At 35.9% G+C, this 16,581-nt stretch carries 14 protein-coding genes; 1 reads left to right on the forward strand and 13 read right to left on the reverse strand.

Going from position 1 to position 16,581, the window contains the following annotated elements; genetic code table 11:
- Positions 1-270: 270 nt before the first annotated feature.
- On the reverse strand, positions 271-1,041 hold the full coding sequence (locus AC5YDH_RS10220) for a glycosyltransferase family 25 protein (protein WP_496119176.1): 771 nt from the start codon (positions 1,039-1,041) through the stop codon (positions 271-273).
- Positions 1,042-1,406: 365 nt separating this feature from the next.
- Positions 1,407-2,021, reverse strand: coding sequence for a sugar transferase (locus AC5YDH_RS10225; RefSeq protein WP_496119178.1), 615 nt, complete (start codon positions 2,019-2,021; stop codon positions 1,407-1,409).
- A gap of 482 nt (positions 2,022-2,503) precedes the next feature.
- Here AC5YDH_RS10225 and AC5YDH_RS10230 point away from each other — a divergent pair, with 482 nt between their 5' ends.
- The gene (locus AC5YDH_RS10230) at positions 2,504-3,874 is read left to right on the forward strand and encodes a phosphohexomutase domain-containing protein (RefSeq protein WP_496119180.1); all 1,371 of its coding nucleotides are present in this window, start codon (positions 2,504-2,506) and stop codon (positions 3,872-3,874) included.
- A 57-nt stretch (positions 3,875-3,931) separates the two neighbouring features.
- On the opposite strand, the gene galE is transcribed toward AC5YDH_RS10230, so the two are convergent.
- The 11 genes from galE to AC5YDH_RS10285 form a co-directional block, all read right to left on the reverse strand.
- Positions 3,932-4,951: a UDP-glucose 4-epimerase GalE gene (gene galE / locus AC5YDH_RS10235; RefSeq protein ID WP_496119181.1), complete on the reverse strand. Its 1,020-nt coding sequence runs from the start codon at positions 4,949-4,951 to the stop codon at positions 3,932-3,934.
- The gene (pgi, locus tag AC5YDH_RS10240; protein WP_496119183.1) at positions 4,944-6,617 is read right to left on the reverse strand and encodes a glucose-6-phosphate isomerase; all 1,674 of its coding nucleotides are present in this window, start codon (positions 6,615-6,617) and stop codon (positions 4,944-4,946) included. The genes galE and pgi overlap by 8 nt, the downstream gene beginning before the upstream one ends.
- On the reverse strand, positions 6,617-7,873 hold the full coding sequence (locus AC5YDH_RS10245; protein ID WP_496119185.1) for a nucleotide sugar dehydrogenase: 1,257 nt from the start codon (positions 7,871-7,873) through the stop codon (positions 6,617-6,619). Before AC5YDH_RS10245 ends, pgi begins: the two co-directional genes overlap by 1 nt.
- Positions 7,874-7,885: 12 nt before the next feature.
- Positions 7,886-8,764: a UTP--glucose-1-phosphate uridylyltransferase GalU gene (gene galU, locus AC5YDH_RS10250; RefSeq protein WP_496119186.1), complete on the reverse strand. Its 879-nt coding sequence runs from the start codon at positions 8,762-8,764 to the stop codon at positions 7,886-7,888.
- Between the two features lie 26 nt (positions 8,765-8,790).
- Positions 8,791-10,665: a polysaccharide biosynthesis protein gene (locus AC5YDH_RS10255; RefSeq protein WP_496119188.1), complete on the reverse strand. Its 1,875-nt coding sequence runs from the start codon at positions 10,663-10,665 to the stop codon at positions 8,791-8,793.
- A 118-nt stretch (positions 10,666-10,783) separates the two neighbouring features.
- On the reverse strand, positions 10,784-11,953 hold the full coding sequence (locus AC5YDH_RS10260; protein ID WP_496119190.1) for a DegT/DnrJ/EryC1/StrS family aminotransferase: 1,170 nt from the start codon (positions 11,951-11,953) through the stop codon (positions 10,784-10,786).
- 20 nt (positions 11,954-11,973) lie between these two features.
- A complete protein-coding gene (locus AC5YDH_RS10265; protein ID WP_496119192.1) occupies positions 11,974-12,630 on the reverse strand; it encodes a NeuD/PglB/VioB family sugar acetyltransferase in 657 nt (218 codons plus the stop codon).
- Positions 12,623-13,231: a sugar transferase gene (locus tag AC5YDH_RS10270; RefSeq protein WP_496119194.1), complete on the reverse strand. Its 609-nt coding sequence runs from the start codon at positions 13,229-13,231 to the stop codon at positions 12,623-12,625. The genes AC5YDH_RS10265 and AC5YDH_RS10270 overlap by 8 nt, the downstream gene beginning before the upstream one ends.
- Positions 13,228-14,370 (reverse strand): glycosyltransferase family 4 protein, encoded by a 1,143-nt coding sequence (locus tag AC5YDH_RS10275; RefSeq protein ID WP_496119196.1) that lies wholly within the window; start codon positions 14,368-14,370, stop codon positions 13,228-13,230. The genes AC5YDH_RS10270 and AC5YDH_RS10275 overlap by 4 nt, the downstream gene beginning before the upstream one ends.
- The gene (locus tag AC5YDH_RS10280) at positions 14,367-15,461 is read right to left on the reverse strand and encodes a glycosyltransferase (protein WP_496119198.1); all 1,095 of its coding nucleotides are present in this window, start codon (positions 15,459-15,461) and stop codon (positions 14,367-14,369) included. Before AC5YDH_RS10280 ends, AC5YDH_RS10275 begins: the two co-directional genes overlap by 4 nt.
- Entirely contained in the window at positions 15,458-16,576 is a 1,119-nt protein-coding gene (locus AC5YDH_RS10285; RefSeq protein ID WP_496119200.1) for a glycosyltransferase, read from the reverse strand. Before AC5YDH_RS10285 ends, AC5YDH_RS10280 begins: the two co-directional genes overlap by 4 nt.
- Positions 16,577-16,581: the final 5 nt, after the last annotated feature.

Here is a 16,581-nt window from a genome sequence, read left to right on the forward strand (position 1 = left end):
CCCGGTTGATTAAGGCTCGATTATAGGATGACCAATTGGTTGTACGATAGATTTTAGGGGCAGGTTTATTCATTTTGAAATTATATTGCTGAATAAGCCTTCCATGCTAGGTTTGTGCAACAAAGCCGATCTCAACCATCAATAAAATGCCTATTCTATAAAATAGATTTCTAATATCATTATTTAAAAAATCTCCAACTTATTATTGCAAGCTCAAGAAAAAAAATTGTCAATTATGTACTATTACACTTTGAGACTATAATTTTAAATTTATTTAAACTCTATATTCTGTCCAAATAATTTTAATTTTATTTGTTGAACGATTCTTGAAAATTCACCTAAAAACTTTATGAACCTTTTTTTCTTATTTTCTTTCATTCTTTTTCTTCTCTCTAACTCTAAACTACTGGGAAAATCTTCATGATTTTTCATAAAAACATTATGTTGAATACATATCGCAGGATTTAATTGAATAACCTTTCCTGTAAAACCAGACATAAAGTGTTCAAATACTACGTGATCTAATGGAATTAACTCAGGCTTTTGCTTTAAATAAGCAATAAGTTCCTTAGCTGCTTTTAATGAAAGAATATAACCTGCACAACCATAATGCTTACTAACCAGCTGTCTTAACTCTCTTTTAGAATCAGGACTCTCTCCCTCTATCTTAGATAATAAAACTCTTTGATCAAATTTTTCAATTTTTATAATATTCCAATCATTTTTTATCCACTGATAAGAAGATAAAAATTTATTAGCATCTTCACTTAAAACAACATCATCTTCAAAGATAGTAATATAAGATATATTTTCATCAATCATTTTTTTCCAAATAGCAAAATGACTCATAAAACATGCCAGCTCACCACTAGATATTAAACTCGGTTTAACAATGAATCCCATATTATTGGCTTCATTCATTGCCATTTGTGGTGTTAAAGCATCAAAAAAATCAAATTGAACTTCCTTTGCATTAAACTCAGCAATAATATGATTTCTACGATTACATTCTGATTTTAAACTGATTACATAATTTTTCATAAAAATAATTCTATTGCGTTAAAATCAATATATACAAAGCATATTTTACTACAAATATTACAAATAATAGATGGCCTTATAAATAAAATAATCAGTTAAAAAAACCCATACTGAATGCATACTAATATTTATTTTTAATAATAGCTAACTACTTTGCATTATTGATAAGTTTATATTCATTAAATTTAGTATGAATACGTATTACCCTATAAAATAAAAACATCCTTACATCATTAGAAAATAATCATGAAAAGTGATTTAAACATCTATAGAATGATTAAAAAATTAATCCATTTATTAAGTTTTATTTTTCACCATTACATACTTCATTTTATAGATTAATTAAAAAATTAAACTAATAAAATTCAATCATTGCCTTGTGACTTTACCGATTTATTTCCTTCAAATAAAGAAGGGCCAGCATGCCCAGGTGCATTAATACCCTCTGTATTAAGAATAACACCTATTGTTTTATACATAATTTTCAAATCTATAAATATATTATGGTTATCTACATACCACACATCATATTGAAATCGTTTTTCATATTCCAATTCATTACGACCACTAATTTGAGATAAACCAGTCATACCAGGACGCAATTCTAAACGACGAGCTTGCTCTGGAGAATACAATGGAATAAATTCTTTTAGCATTGGACGAGGTCCTACAATACTCATATCGCCTTTGATAACATTTATAAGTTGCGGCATTTCATCTAAGCTTGTTGATCGCAGTTTTTGACCGAATGCAGTGATACGCTCTTCATCTGATAAAAAGTTCCCATTTTTGTCAGTTGCGTTACTCATAGATCGAAATTTAATTAATTTAAATAACTTTCCATTCTTACCTGGTCGTTCTTGTAAAAAGAATATTGGTAATCCTAAATTTTTATATACCTTATAAGTGACTATTATAAATAAAGGCAATAAAATGATAAGTGCTGAAAAAGAAACGATAATATCAATAAACCTTTTCATCCTCCCCCCATTTAACAGAACTACAATTTTTCCAATTGTATTATTCCATTAAAAAAATAAATAAGTACTTTATATATTTTACTATATAGTTTAATGAAGTAATACTATTGTAGAAATTTTAGAATAAAATTATAGAAACTTTTAACGTTCATCTAAAACCACTTTAGTCTTAACTAAAACTTAAAGTAATACTTATTCAACTCTCTCAAACTATTCCATTATTGTAATATATACCTTCATGCTATGGACTTTTCTTTAAATGTTTTCCTCACAATATTACCTTATGAGAAATACCACTTTGTTCGATTTGATGTAATGTATCTTGATTTCTACTAAACTTCAATTCGACTCTATATTTATTACAATAGACTATAAATCAAATTTATTCATGTCAAAATAACATAGGAAAATTTAAAATGAAAGTATGAAAACTCATTACTCTCATACAAATTTTCAGCTCGTTCACATAATTTGGAAATAAAATGACAAAGCTTACCTGTTTTAAAGCCTACGATATTCGTGGCAAACTTGGCACAGAACTCAATGAAGATATCGCCTATAAAGTAGGTCGTGCTTATGGTCAAATTTATCAACCAAAAACTGTAGTTGCAGGTTGTGATGTTCGTTTAACCAGTGAAGGCTTAAAACAAGCAACCATAAAAGGTTTAAATGATGCAGGCGTAAACGTTCTTGATTTAGGCATGACAGGTACTGAGGAAGTATATTTCGGTGCTTTCCATCTTGATGTTCAAGGTGGTATTGAAGTCACTGCAAGTCATAATCCAATGGACTACAATGGCATGAAATTGGTTCGTGAAAATGCACGTCCTATTAGTGCCGATACAGGTTTAAAAGAAATTCAAGCTTTAGCAGAATCAGGTACATTTAATGATGTTGCTGTAAAAGGTACATCTGAGAAATACAATGTCTTACCTGAGTTTATCAATCATTTAATGACATATATTAACCCTGCAAAAATTAGCCCATTGAAACTTGTAGTCAATGCAGGTAATGGTGCAGCAGGTCATGTTATTGATGCGATTGAAGAAAAATTCCAAGCTTTAAATATCCCTGTAAAGTTTATTAAAATTCATCATGAAGCTGATGGTACTTTCCCAAATGGTATTCCTAACCCTATTTTAGTTGAAAACCGCGATAGTACACGTAATGCTGTACTTGAACATGATGCAGATATGGGTATTGCCTGGGATGGCGATTTCGACCGTTGTTTCCTTTTTGATGAAAAAGGGCAATTTATTGAAGGCTATTATATTGTTGGATTATTAGCTCAAGCATTTCTACTCAAACAATCTGGCGAGAAAATTGTGCATGATCCTCGTTTGGTTTGGAACACATTTGATATTGTTGAACAATTTAAAGGTGAAGCAATTCAATCTAAATCAGGTCACTCATTCATCAAAGAAAAAATGCGTGAGCACAATGCTGTTTATGGTGGTGAAATGAGTGCACACCATTATTTCCGTGATTTTGCATATTGTGACAGCGGTATGATTCCTTGGTTATTGGCTGTTTCTGTACTTTCAGAAACACAAAAACCATTATCATCGCTTGTTGAAGAAATGATTGAAAAATTCCCTTGTTCAGGTGAAATCAATTTTAAAGTTGAAGACACTCAAATTACGATTCAAAAAATATTCGATCACTTTGCAGAACAAAATCCAACCATTGATAAGACTGATGGTGTAAGCCTAGATTTTGGTGCTTGGCGTTTAAATGTTCGTGCTTCAAATACAGAACCGTTATTACGTTTAAATATTGAAAGCCGTAAAGATCATAACCCTAAACCAATGCAAGCTTATATTGATGAGCTTACACAACTTATTCAATCTTAATTAAAAATTAAGAACGGAATAAAAAAGAGCCTTTAAGGCTCTTTTTTATTTTAGATTTTAATTGCGATATCCATTTGGATTTTGTTTCTGCCAATGCCAACTATCAGCCAACATATCTTCTAAACCAAATTTCGGAGTCCAACCCAACTCTTTCACTGCACGCGCATTATCAGCAAAAGAAGTTGCAACATCACCTTCACGGCGTGGTGAAAACTCAAATGGAATTTCGATATTATTCACTTTTTCAAAGGTATTTTTAATTTCAAGAACAGAACACCCATTGCCTGTACCGATATTCCATGCACGGCAACCCTGAGCATTTAATCGATTATTCAGAGCGCATAAATGTGCATTCGCCAAGTCGACCACATGAATATAATCACGTACACCTGTACCATCTACGGTGTCATAATCATTGCCAAAAATAGACAACTTTTCACGACGGCCAACTGCAACTTGAGTCACATAAGGCATTAAATTATTAGGGATACCTTGTGGATCTTCACCCATCAAGCCACTTTTATGCGCGCCTACAGGATTAAAATAACGAAGTAATGCAATTGACCAGCGTTCATCTGCTTGCGCGAGTTTTTCTAATAACTGCTCAACAATCAGTTTTGTATAGCCATAGTTATTGCTTGGCATGCCAGTTGGCATATCTTCATTCAATGGCGATATATTTGCTTCGTCATAAACCGTTGCAGATGAGCTAAAAACCAAATTAAAAACATTGGCACGTTCCATTGCTTTTACCAAACTAATCGAACCTGAAATGTTATTTTCAAAATATTTAAGTGGTATTTGCTGACTTTCCCCTACCGCTTTTAAACCTGCAAAATGAATCACTGCATCAATTTCATGTGTTTGAAAAATTTGATCTAAAATTGAATGATCAAGAATATCACCTTCAATAAATTCTACAGACTTTGAGGTGAGTACCTGAACACGGCTCAATGCTTCTTTAGAACTATTAGATAGGTTATCGAGCACAACCACTTCATGTCCTGCATTTAATAGCTCAACACAGGTATGAGAACCGATATATCCCGCACCACCTGTTACTAAAACCTTAGACATGTTCTTTCCTCATTAAAATATGTATTAAACCTTGTGTCGATGCATCAAATATAGATAAATCTGTTTGTTCACCATTTAAAATTGGGAGTAATTGATTGGCAATCTCTTTGCCCTTTTCAACTCCCCATTGATCAAATGGATTAATATTCCAGAGCACTGACTGTACAAAAACTTTATGTTCATACATGGCAATGAGCATACCTAAACTATAAGGATTTAACTCTTGCATCAAAATTGTTGTGCTTGGTTGATTTCCTTCATACTTCTTATATTCAGGTAAATCGGCAACTTCTTTTTGATCTAGCGCTTGATTACCAAAAGCAAGTAATCGAGATTGAGCCAAACAGTTTGAGAGTGCTAGATGATGCTGCTCAATAAGTGCTTCTGCATTATCAACATAAGTAAATTGCTGACTGTTATAACGATTTACAGGTGCTATGAAATCACTGCTTACCGACTGCGTACCTTGATGCAACAACTGATAGAAAGCATGTTGTGCATTTGGACCAACTTCCCCCCACACAATCGGACAAGTATCTAATTCAACTCTTTTGCCATTTCGCTGAATCGACTTACCATTCGACTCCATTTCTAATTGTTGTAAATACGCTGCAAAATATTTTAGACGTCCATCATAAGGCAGTACAGCATGAGTTTGAATGTCTAGGAAATTATTGTTCCACGCACCTAATAAACCCATTAGAACAGGAATATTTTTTTCGAAAGATGCGCTTTGAAAGTGCTGATCAATGGCATAAGCACCTGCCAATAATTGTTTGAAACCTTCCACACCAACAGTTAATGCAACAGGCAACCCAATACACGACCACAGTGAGTAACGACCACCCACCCAATCCCAAAGTAAGAATTGATTTTCCTGCGCAATCCCCCAAGCTGTCATTTTTTCAGGTTTTGTCGATACACCAATAAAATGATGCTTTAAAATTTGCTGATCTTGACCAAGCGCTTTTTCTAGCCATAAACGTACAGTCTGTGCATTTGATAAAGTATCAATAGTGCCAAAAGACTTCGATGAAATAATAAATAGCGTCGTTTCGGGACGTAATTTATGTAATAAATCTGAAAGCTGACTACCATCAATCGTCGAAACAAAATGTGTATTTAGTGGCTTTGAGGTTGTTTTCTTAAAATCAGAAAGTGCATGACTGACCATGAGTGGACCTAAATCTGATCCTCCCACACCAATATTGACCACATCTTGAATGACTTCACCCGTTGCACCACGGTATTGCCCTTCATGAATTTTATTGACCAAAGCATACATTCGATCTAATTGCTCATGTACTTGTTTAGCAAGTTCAGGATGTACTTGATCATTTTTAGGCAAACGAAGTGCCCAATGCATTGCAGCGCGATTTTCTGTGTAATTAATTTCTTCAGTTGAAAATAAACGTTTAATCCACGGCGTTAAATCTTGTGCATTTGCCCAAGCCACCAGATTTTTTAGTACATTTTGATTAATACGGTGCTTACTAAAATCAAAAACAATGGGTGATAACGCCACTGAAAAATTTTGAAAACGTGTATTATCTTCAGCAAACAAATGCGTTAAATGCTGATGTTCAAATTCAGCCTTGAAACTTTCTAAACGATGAATCACCGCATCTAAATCTTCAACTGCATACGGTTTCGCTGGATTTCCCATTAGCGACCTACCCCCATATAAGCAAATCCTTGAGCTTTTACATAACTCGGATCATAAATATTTCGACCATCCAAAATAAGTGGATGATTCATTGTTTTTAATAATGTTGAATAATCAGGACTCCAATATTGCTTCCATGCAGTCAATAAGCAAAGTGCATGGGCATTTTGGGTCGCTTCATATTGATCTGTGCAATAAATTAAATCTGCACGATGCCCATACTCTTTTTCTATTTCAGCAAGTGCTTGTGGGTCATGTAATTTAACCGTTACACCTTGTGCCCAAAGTGCTTTTAACATGGCATGAATTGGAGATTGCTGAATACGAGCGGTATTTTCTTTAAATGCGGCACCCCAAATTGCAACCGTTTTACCACTTAAATCACCATGGTAATAGTTCCACAGTTTACGAAATAAAATTTCTTTTTGTTGTTCATTAATATCCCAAACTTGGGAAAGCAACTGGCTTTTCGTACCTGTATCAGACACTGTATTCGCCAATGTTAAAATATCATGTGAAAAGTTTTCACCGCCAAAGCCCGCACCAGGATACAAATAAGATGCGCCAATTCGGCTATCTGCCGCCATACCTTGACGAACATGCTCAATATCGATCCCTAGTTTTTCAGCAACCACAGCCAAGTCATTAATATAACTAATGCGTGTTGCCAACATACCTGAAACACTGAGTTTCGTGAATTCAGCATCTAATATCGGCATAAATAAATACTGATGTGCACGTGGAAAAAGTGGTCTTAATAACTCTTTAATCTTATTTTCACTACGTTCAGAAGAACACCCTACAATTAATTGCTCTGTACGAACAAGGCTTTGTAATGCATTACCTTCTTGGATGATATCGGGTAAATAAATCCAATCATCTTCCGATAAAATTTGCTCGAATTTTTCAGTTCCATGAAGGCCTAAAGTTGAAGCATTAATCATTAACTTAGGATGAATAATGGGACGTAGTTTCAACTCTTTTAAAATTTCAATGCATTGCGCTTTCTCAGTAGGATTAAAACTAAAGAAATAGGCGTCAATATCTAAAGGGATTTTAGAAAAATTGCAGTAGGTTAAAAAACCATTTTCAAGTTGCTTATCAAGTAAATGTTTTACCGCTTCATCTTGCGTATAAGCTTGTTCTGATGCTGGCTTTTTCAGCACATCGCACCAAAATACTTGATGACCACATTCAGCCAATAATGCCGAAAACACACCTGAATAAAGGGTTTGCCCAAATACTGCAACTTTCATAAAACGTCCTTTTTATAGTTTTAGTTCTTTGATGAGATCCTTAAATTCATCACCAAGTTTAGGATGATCTACACCATAATGAAGCACAGCTTTTAAATAACCAAGCTTGCTACCACAGTCAAAAGTTTGACCTTTCATACGATATGCTTCAACTGTGTTTGTGTCTTGAAGCATTGCAATTGCATCGGTCAATTGAATTTCATTACCCGCACCTTTCGGTGTTTGCTCAAGAAGCTGCATAATTTTTGCAGGTAAAATATAACGACCAACAACTGAAAGATTTGAGGGTGCGGTGCCCACAACAGGCTTTTCGACAATCCCTTGCATTTGAATACTGTGACCTTCCGCAGGTGTAGATGCCACATCGACAATACCGTATTGATCCACTAAATGATCAGGAACAGCTTCAACCATAATTTGAGATGCCTTCGTTTCATTAAAACGTTGAATCATCAAACTTAAATCATTCATTTCAGATGGATCTTTGACTAAAACATCAGGAAGCAATACAGCAAAGTCGTCATCACCCACCACAGCTTTTGCACATAAAACCGCATGACCTAAGCCTAATGGCTGTGGTTGACGTACGCTAATTACACTCACATGTGGCGGTAAAATTTCAGTGATTTCTTTCAATAAATCAATTTTCTTTTTATTTTCTAAAGTTGTTTCCAATTCAAAATTACGGTCAAAATAATTTTCAATCGAAGCTTTAGATGAGTGTGTCACTAAAATAATTTGCTCAATACCTGCAGCAACAGCTTCTTTCACAACATATTCAATGGCAGGGCGATCAACAACGGTCACCATCTCTTTCGGAATAGACTTACTTGCAGGTAAAAAACGTGTGCCTAAACCTGCCACAGGAAGAATGGCTTTTTTAATACTCATAACTTAACTCTAATATATTTATAGGATTAGTTTACCTGAATTTGATCACCACGTTTATAACCATCGACATAATATTCTAACTGACTTAGTATCCAAGTCACATCATCGTCAACTGCTGTAAGTGATTCGATTCGTTCAAAAATTTTTAAGATATTATCTAAAGGATAATGCTTTTCATAAGATCTTAAAATACGGCTATGTTCTGTCGTTTCGGTGTTTTCTTGATCAATTAACAATTCTTCATAAAGTTTTTCACCAGGACGTAAGCCTGTATATTGAATTTCAATATCACCATCTTGTGTATTTGCATCTTTTACTTTTAAGCCACTGAGTGAAATCATTTGACGGGCTAAATCTTGTATACGGACAGGTTGTCCCATATCCAATAAAAAGACATCGCCACCTTTACCCATTGCCCCTGCTTGAATGACTAATTGGGATGCTTCAGGAATAGTCATAAAATAACGTGTTACCTCAGGATCGGTCACCGTAATTGGACCACCTTTAGCAATTTGCTGTCTAAACAAAGGTACAACTGAGCCTGATGAACCTAAAACATTACCAAAACGAACAATACTAATTTGAGTTTGATCTTGTACTTCTGCCATCGCCTGACAATACAACTCCGCCAAACGCTTCGATGCACCCATCACATTTGTAGGGCGTACCGCTTTATCAGTAGAAATTAAAACAAAGGTTTCAACACTTTGCTTCACGGCTGCATTTAAACTATAAGCCGTACCCAAAGCATTATTTTTAATACCTGCAATTGGGTTACATTCCACCAAAGGCACATGCTTATAAGCTGCAGCATGATAAATCGTTTGAACCTGGTATTGTTGAATAACACGCTCAAGTTTCATTTGATCGAGTACTGTTCCCAAAATTGGAACAATCGTTTCATTCGACAATAACCGTAATTCTTTTTCTATTTGATATAAAGCAAACTCTGTCATTTCATAAATGATCAACATTTTTGGCTGATTTTTGATGATTTGACGACAGAGTTCCGAACCAATTGAACCGCCTGCACCTGTGACCATCACGACTTTATTTTGAATATTTTTAGCAAGTAAACTAGGTACTGGTGGAACAGGATCACGTCCTAATAAATCAATAATATCGACTTCTTGAATATCTGAAATACGAACTTCACCATCAACTAAGCGAGTTAGGCTCGGTAATTCAGTGATTTTAAGATGTGTTGGCTCAAGAAATTTAATAATTTCACTTTTACGCTCACGACCAACCGACGGCAATGCAATTAAGATTTCATCAACTGTGTCTTTCTTTAAAATTTTTAAAGCGTGTTTTGCATTATGGACTTTTAAACGCCCAATCATTTGACCCGATAAAGATGAATTATCATCAATGAAAAATACAGGTAAATGTTCATCTGATTTATTTAAAAGTGCTGCAATTTGCTGACCTGCAAAACCCGCACCATAAATCGCAACACGTTTACGCAGTACATCTGACAAAAATTGTGAACGCACCACAAAACGAATTACACCACGACTAAACCAAATCCATGCAAACATCATGAAGCCAAACATGAGTGGAATAGACATTGGAATAAATGCAGGCGTTAAATATGCGAGAAGATAAAGCGCAAAAACGGTTAATGAGGTTGCCAATGCCAATTGAGCAATCAGCGCCTCATTGAAGGTACGAACAATAAATTTATAAACACCACATGCAACCAAAATCAAACTTGCAATCGCAGCGACCCATAGCGGACCAAATGGAATATTTGGCACCGCTTCTACACCTAAATTCACCAATCGAATGGCATAACAAAGCCAAATAAGAATGGGGAAAATAAGAAAATCCATCAGCACCAAGAAGCTTTGCTTCACAATACGTGGCGCTGTAGATAGAGGTAAAATGATTGATTTCACAGAGTAAGATTCGATCCAAGCATGTGCTGTTCTATATGAATAATCGACTTAATAGAACACTATTTTAAATGTTATACGCCAAATGATTATACCTGAGTTCATCATTTGGCGAATCTATTTAGATTTGAGCGATCACCTGCTGAATTGCGCTCAATGTCTTTTGCATACTTTCTTCAGATAATGTTGGATGTACCAAGAACATCAAGCTTGTTTCACCTAAAGATTTTGCATTTTCTAAAGACTTTTCAGGACGCCAATTTGTTCCATCAAATGCTTTTTCTAAATACACTTCAGAACAAGAACCACTAAAACATGGCACGTTTAAAGCACTAATTTCCGCCATAATTCGATCACGTGACCAAGCTTCAGGTAAAGCATCTGTATTTACTTGTACATAACATTTATAAGCGGCATGAACATAATCTGTAGATGGTTTTGCCACAGTAAAATAAGGACTCTTTTCAAATGCAGCTTGAATACGTTCCATATTGGCATTACGTTTTGCAGTCCATTCAGGCATTTCAACAAGTTGTAAGCGACCAATCACCGCTTGCATTTCCATCATGCGCCAGTTGGTACCAAAACTATCATGCAGCCAACGGAATCCTGGTGGATGTTGTTTGTTATAAATACTGTCGTAATTTTTGCCATGGTCTTTATAAGACCACATTTTTTTCCAAAGATTTTCATCATTGGTGGTCACCATACCGCCTTCACCACCCGTCGTCATAATCTTATCTTGGCAAAAAGACCATGCGCCAATATGACCAATTGAACCCGCAGATTTGCCTTTATATATCGCACCATGTGCTTGAGCACAATCCTCAATCACGTAGATACCCTTTTCTTCTGCCAATTGCATGATTGGATCCATCTCACACATCCAACCTGCCAAATGCACACAAATAATGGCTTTGGTCTTTGGTGTAAGAACAGCTTCAATGGTACGGCATGAAATATTCTGAGAATCAAGTTCAACATCAGCAAAAATAGGATTTGCCCCTGCTGTCACAATTGAACTTGCAGATGCAAGGAAAGTACGTGATGTCACAATGACATCATCACCTGCACCAACACCTAATGCTTTTAATGCAACATCCAATGACACCGTACCATTTGCTACGGCTACTGCATATTTTGTCCCTGCAAATTGTGCAAATTCCTTTTCAAATTCGCGACATTCTTGACCTGTCCAATAATTCACTTTATTCGACAATAGAACTTTTGATACCGCGTCTGCTTCAGCTTGAGTAAAGCTTGGCCACGGTTCAAATGCAGTATTTAACATGGATTTTTCCTAGTTTAAAATTATTTCGGCTCGACTATTCGAGCTGGATTTCCCACAACAGTTACACCAGCAGGTACGCTTTTAGTGACAACAGCCCCCATACCTACAATTGCACCTTGACCAATTACTAAAGGATTTTCAGGTGTTCCTTGTTTAATAACAGCACCTGCACCTATATAAGCATGATCTTCAATATGAATATTGCCATTACATTTTACGCCTGGTGCAAAGGTAACGAAATCACCAATGATGCAATCATGCTCAACATAGCTATATAAATTGGCATGAAAGCATTTTCCAATTTTAATATTTGACGTAATACTAACAAATGGACTCATTGCACAACCTTCTGCAATTTTTGTTTCATCCATCAACACCACGTTATCTGCAAAAACAGACCAAAGCGTAATACCATCTTCAACTAATCGTGTTGCTAATTTTTCACGAATTTTGCTATTCGCAATCGCAATAAGTACAGATTTTTGCGAGGCAGCTTCTTTTAAAAATTGTGCATAATTCATTGCACGATGACCATTTATTTTAGATATTTCTATTAATGCATCATCAATAAACACTATTTCTGAGGAATCTTGTTTTCGGGCTAATTGTTGACGCGCCACAGGCATAAGACTACGCCCACATCCTGAAACACCATAAACCGCATAAAGTTTAGTCATTTTTATGTTCCACTGTGCCTGTGAATTTACTCATCGTCACTTCGCCTTCAGCACTAATATCGTCTTTTGCGAGTACTTTTTTCACTGTTTTTAGCATGATTTTGAAATCAAGCCAAAGTGACTGATTTTCAACATACCATGTATCAAGCTCAAATTTCTTTTCCCAAGAAATTGCATTGCGACCATTGACCTGAGCATAACCCGTAATGCCCGGACGTACATTATGACGTTTAGCTTGTTCTTCATTATATAAAGGTAAATATTCCACAAGTAGTGGACGTGGTCCAACAATACTCATATCGCCTTTAATTACATTCCAAAGCTCAGGCATTTCATCAAGACTTGTCGCACGAAGCATTTTACCAAATGGCGTTAAACGCTCACTATCGGGTAATGGGTTACCTTCGGCATCTATTGCATCTTTCATGGTTCGAAACTTGATCATTTCAAAAGGCTGACCATGCAAGCCCGGACGTACTTGACGAAAAAGTACAGGCGAACCTAAATTCTTTTTTACTTTGCGAGAAACAATAAAATATGCAGGCGACAATAAAACCAATGCAACTGATGCAATCACAATATCAAGTAATCGTTTGATCATGGCAACATCCCCATTTCAGTCATCATGTGTTTATTCACTTGATGCACATCATATTTATTCAATGCAATTTCACGTGAACGCTGCCCCATATAACGGATGAGTTTTGGATCTTCAATGAAATACTGCATGGTTTGCACCAAATCATCGACTGATTTTACCCCAACTAAATAACCATTTTGCCCATTGATTACCGTTTCACGACAGCCTGGTGCATCTGTGGTAATAATGGCACGACCCATCGCCATTGCTTCTAGAACTGTACGTGGCGTACCTTCACGGTAAGATGGCAACACATATACCGAACTTGCCTGAATTGCAGGGCGTACATCACTCAATTTACCCCAATAATTCACCGTTTTATCTGCCACCCACGCATCAAGTTCAACTTGTGAAATTGCAGATGGATTATCATCAATCCACCCCACCAAGTGAAACTCCGCTTCAGGATGTTTTGCTTTTACAATACGCGCTGCCTGTGCATACTCACGTACGCCTTTATCTCCAAGCAAACGAGCAATCAATAAAAATGATGCTTTGGCTTCACCTTGGTTATTTTCAGGCAAAGGCATAACATCGAAATCCTGAACATTTACGCCTGAGCCATTCACCACAACCGCAAGTTTTTTAGCATCGAGTAATTTCATATCTCGAAATAATTTTAAATCATCAGGATTTTGGAAAAAAACTTTATCTGAAAATTTTAAAGCTTGGGCATATAAATGATGTACCATTTTTTGGAAAATACTACGTTTACCCGATTCCACATTTTGAAATGCATAGCCAAGCCCTGTAATCAGCGCAAAGCTCTGTGGCACTTGAGCCAAGCGAGCTGCAAATGTGCCGTAAATGACAGGTTTAATGGTATAAGAAAGTACATAATCAGGCTGAATTTGACGCATCAATGCAACCAAAGCCAATAAGGTTTTGAAGTCCTGAATTGGATTGGTTCCTGTACGTTGCATGGGCACCGAATGAACCTGATAGCCCATATTTTTAAGTTGTTCGAGCTCAGTTGGAAATTCCGTTAAATCTGGCGCACAAATATGAATTTCAAAACCCTTGGCATGAATGGCTTCCAATAATTTGCCACGGAAATTCAAGACAGATGGTAAAAAGCTACTCACCATTAAAAATTTCATCTGCTTTTACTCCACATTGCCAAATATTGTTGGCTCACACTTTCAATACCAAAATTTTGCTCTACACGTAACCGTGTTGCCTGTTTCAATTGCTGTTTTTGTTCAATTGATGAGTGTACATAAGCCAAAATTGCTTGTGCTAATGCATCAGCATCACGTGGTGGAACAATCCAACCATGATCATTCACAATATATTTTGCATCACCGACATCGGTACTAATACAAGGTAAGCCTGAAGCCATTGCTTCTACCAAAACATTCGGAAAACCTTCCGTAATTGAGGTCATTAAAAAGCCATCAATTGACTGATAAAACGCAGGCATATTTGAAACTTGATCGAGCAATTGAACTTGGTTTTCATCTAAGTTGTATTGTTCAAAAGATTTTTTGATTTCAGGGTTTTCTAAATTTGCGCCTGTACCTGCAATTTTAAAAATAATCAGCTGATCTTTAAGTTTTGCAATGGTTTCAAATAAATATGGATAACCTTTAGCTGGGTGATAACGCCCTGCAAAACCAATCACAATTGGATTATGCAGTTGCGGATTAGGCTGATATTTTTCTAAAACTACACCATTAGCAATAACGGCTGAATTTGTATTTTGAAAACCAAAGTTAGTATGCTGCTTTAAAGATGAATGCGCACAATAAATAATACCTTCAGGCTTTTTAGCCAAAAATTTACTGAATGCTAAAGCCACTTTGGTGCTAATCGACTCATCTTTTGGAGATGCCAATGAATGATGAATACCCCAATAAACTTGAGGTTTATTCTTCATTTTCAATGTCGCAAGCGAAGTCAGTGCATTAGCGTGATACATCCAACATTGCACGGTTTGAGGTGCCAAATTTTCTAGCAATACACGTAATTTTCTTAATACAGAAAAACTATTTAAACCATTCCATCCCAAAACATAATGTGATGAACACATCGCAAGAGCATCTGCATAAACTTCGGATGTTTTCATTAATGAAATAATAATGTGTTCACATTCATGCTGAGTTTGCTGAATAAGGCGAGACAACATCATTTCTGCACCGCCAACGCCTGCAAAATTGGTAATTACATGTACCACTTTTTGCTTATTCAAGATGGATTCTCCATCATATTTAAATAGCGCTCGAGCACATTGGTCTTATGGAATTGACTGCAATGTTGCTCGAACTCGGCATCACTATAATCCACATAATTTTCAAATAATGCCTTTTTCATGGCTGATGTCATTGCAGGCTCATCGTTGCATTCCACCAATAATCCAAATTTAGAATTGACTAAAATTTCCATTGGACCACTTGGGCAGTTGGTACTCACCACTTTAATTTTTGAAGCCAATGCCTGAATTAATACACCCGGCAAACCTTCCCAATTTGAACTTAAAACAAATAAATCGGCATATTTAAAATATGCGTATGGATTTGGGTCAAAACCTGCTAAATCGACTACATCAACCAAGTTTAAATCTTTAATTAATTGCTCAAGTTCGGCACGTAACTCACCCTCACCTAAAATAAGTAAGCGAGTTTCAGAATGTGCTTGATGTAACTTTGCAAAAGAACGAATTAAAAAGGCAAAGTTTTTCGCTTCGGTTAAACGTCCTACTGCCATTACCACTTTAGAGTTGGTTTGGAAAAAGCGATGTGATGTTGGCACTTTTAATTTTTCAAAATAAGCATCGTCAATTACAGGGTTGTAAATGGTAATAAGATTTTGTTTTTTATAGCTGTAATATTCACGAAAATCTTCCTGTACACCATTCGACACACACACCACTTGGTCTGCCATTGGGTAAGTAAAATTCACTAAACCTTTTAAAATTAATTTCGATAGCCCTTCATTTTTCATATTTTTAGAAGGTGTCGAAACTTCTCTAAAAATCATTTTAGTGTTTACGCCTGCCAATTTTTTAGCAAAGGCACAAATCACATTCGTATGCGTTTGAGTTGCAACAACACAATCGTAATGTTCAGCTTGAAGCCTTTTTTTCAAAGGAAATAAAGCATTCACCACACGACCACAATCCAAATTTACTAACTGAATTTTGGGGTTCACTTCAGGCAACAATTTGCCTTTTTCACCATGAATATTGCAAACAGCCAAATCAATTTTTAAGCCTTGCTCGACAAAACTATTGGCAAGTTGAATGACGGTACGCTCTGCCCCACCACCACCAAGCGTGGGTAAAAAGAACATGACTTTATTCAGCATAACAA

This window comes from Acinetobacter sp. FY683 (genome assembly GCF_059515885.1).

Coding starts and splice junctions, on each gene's coding strand:
- AC5YDH_RS10260 (WP_496119190.1), bottom strand. CDS start 11,953: ATGTTAAATACTGCATTTGAACCGTGGCCAAGCTTTACTCAAGCTGAA.
- galE (WP_496119181.1), bottom strand. CDS start 4,951: ATGTCTAAGGTTTTAGTAACAGGTGGTGCGGGATATATCGGTTCTCAT.
- AC5YDH_RS10270 (WP_496119194.1), bottom strand. CDS start 13,231: ATGATCAAACGATTACTTGATATTGTGATTGCATCAGTTGCATTGGTT.
- galU (WP_496119186.1), bottom strand. CDS start 8,764: ATGAGTATTAAAAAAGCCATTCTTCCTGTGGCAGGTTTAGGCACACGT.
- AC5YDH_RS10225 (WP_496119178.1), bottom strand. CDS start 2,021: ATGAAAAGGTTTATTGATATTATCGTTTCTTTTTCAGCACTTATCATT.
- AC5YDH_RS10285 (WP_496119200.1), bottom strand. CDS start 16,576: ATGCTGAATAAAGTCATGTTCTTTTTACCCACGCTTGGTGGTGGTGGG.
- AC5YDH_RS10275 (WP_496119196.1), bottom strand. CDS start 14,370: ATGAAATTTTTAATGGTGAGTAGCTTTTTACCATCTGTCTTGAATTTC.
- pgi (WP_496119183.1), bottom strand. CDS start 6,617: ATGGGAAATCCAGCGAAACCGTATGCAGTTGAAGATTTAGATGCGGTG.
- AC5YDH_RS10245 (WP_496119185.1), bottom strand. CDS start 7,873: ATGAAAGTTGCAGTATTTGGGCAAACCCTTTATTCAGGTGTGTTTTCG.
- AC5YDH_RS10220 (WP_496119176.1), bottom strand. CDS start 1,041: ATGAAAAATTATGTAATCAGTTTAAAATCAGAATGTAATCGTAGAAAT.
- AC5YDH_RS10230 (WP_496119180.1), top strand. CDS start 2,504: ATGACAAAGCTTACCTGTTTTAAAGCCTACGATATTCGTGGCAAACTT.
- AC5YDH_RS10265 (WP_496119192.1), bottom strand. CDS start 12,630: ATGACTAAACTTTATGCGGTTTATGGTGTTTCAGGATGTGGGCGTAGT.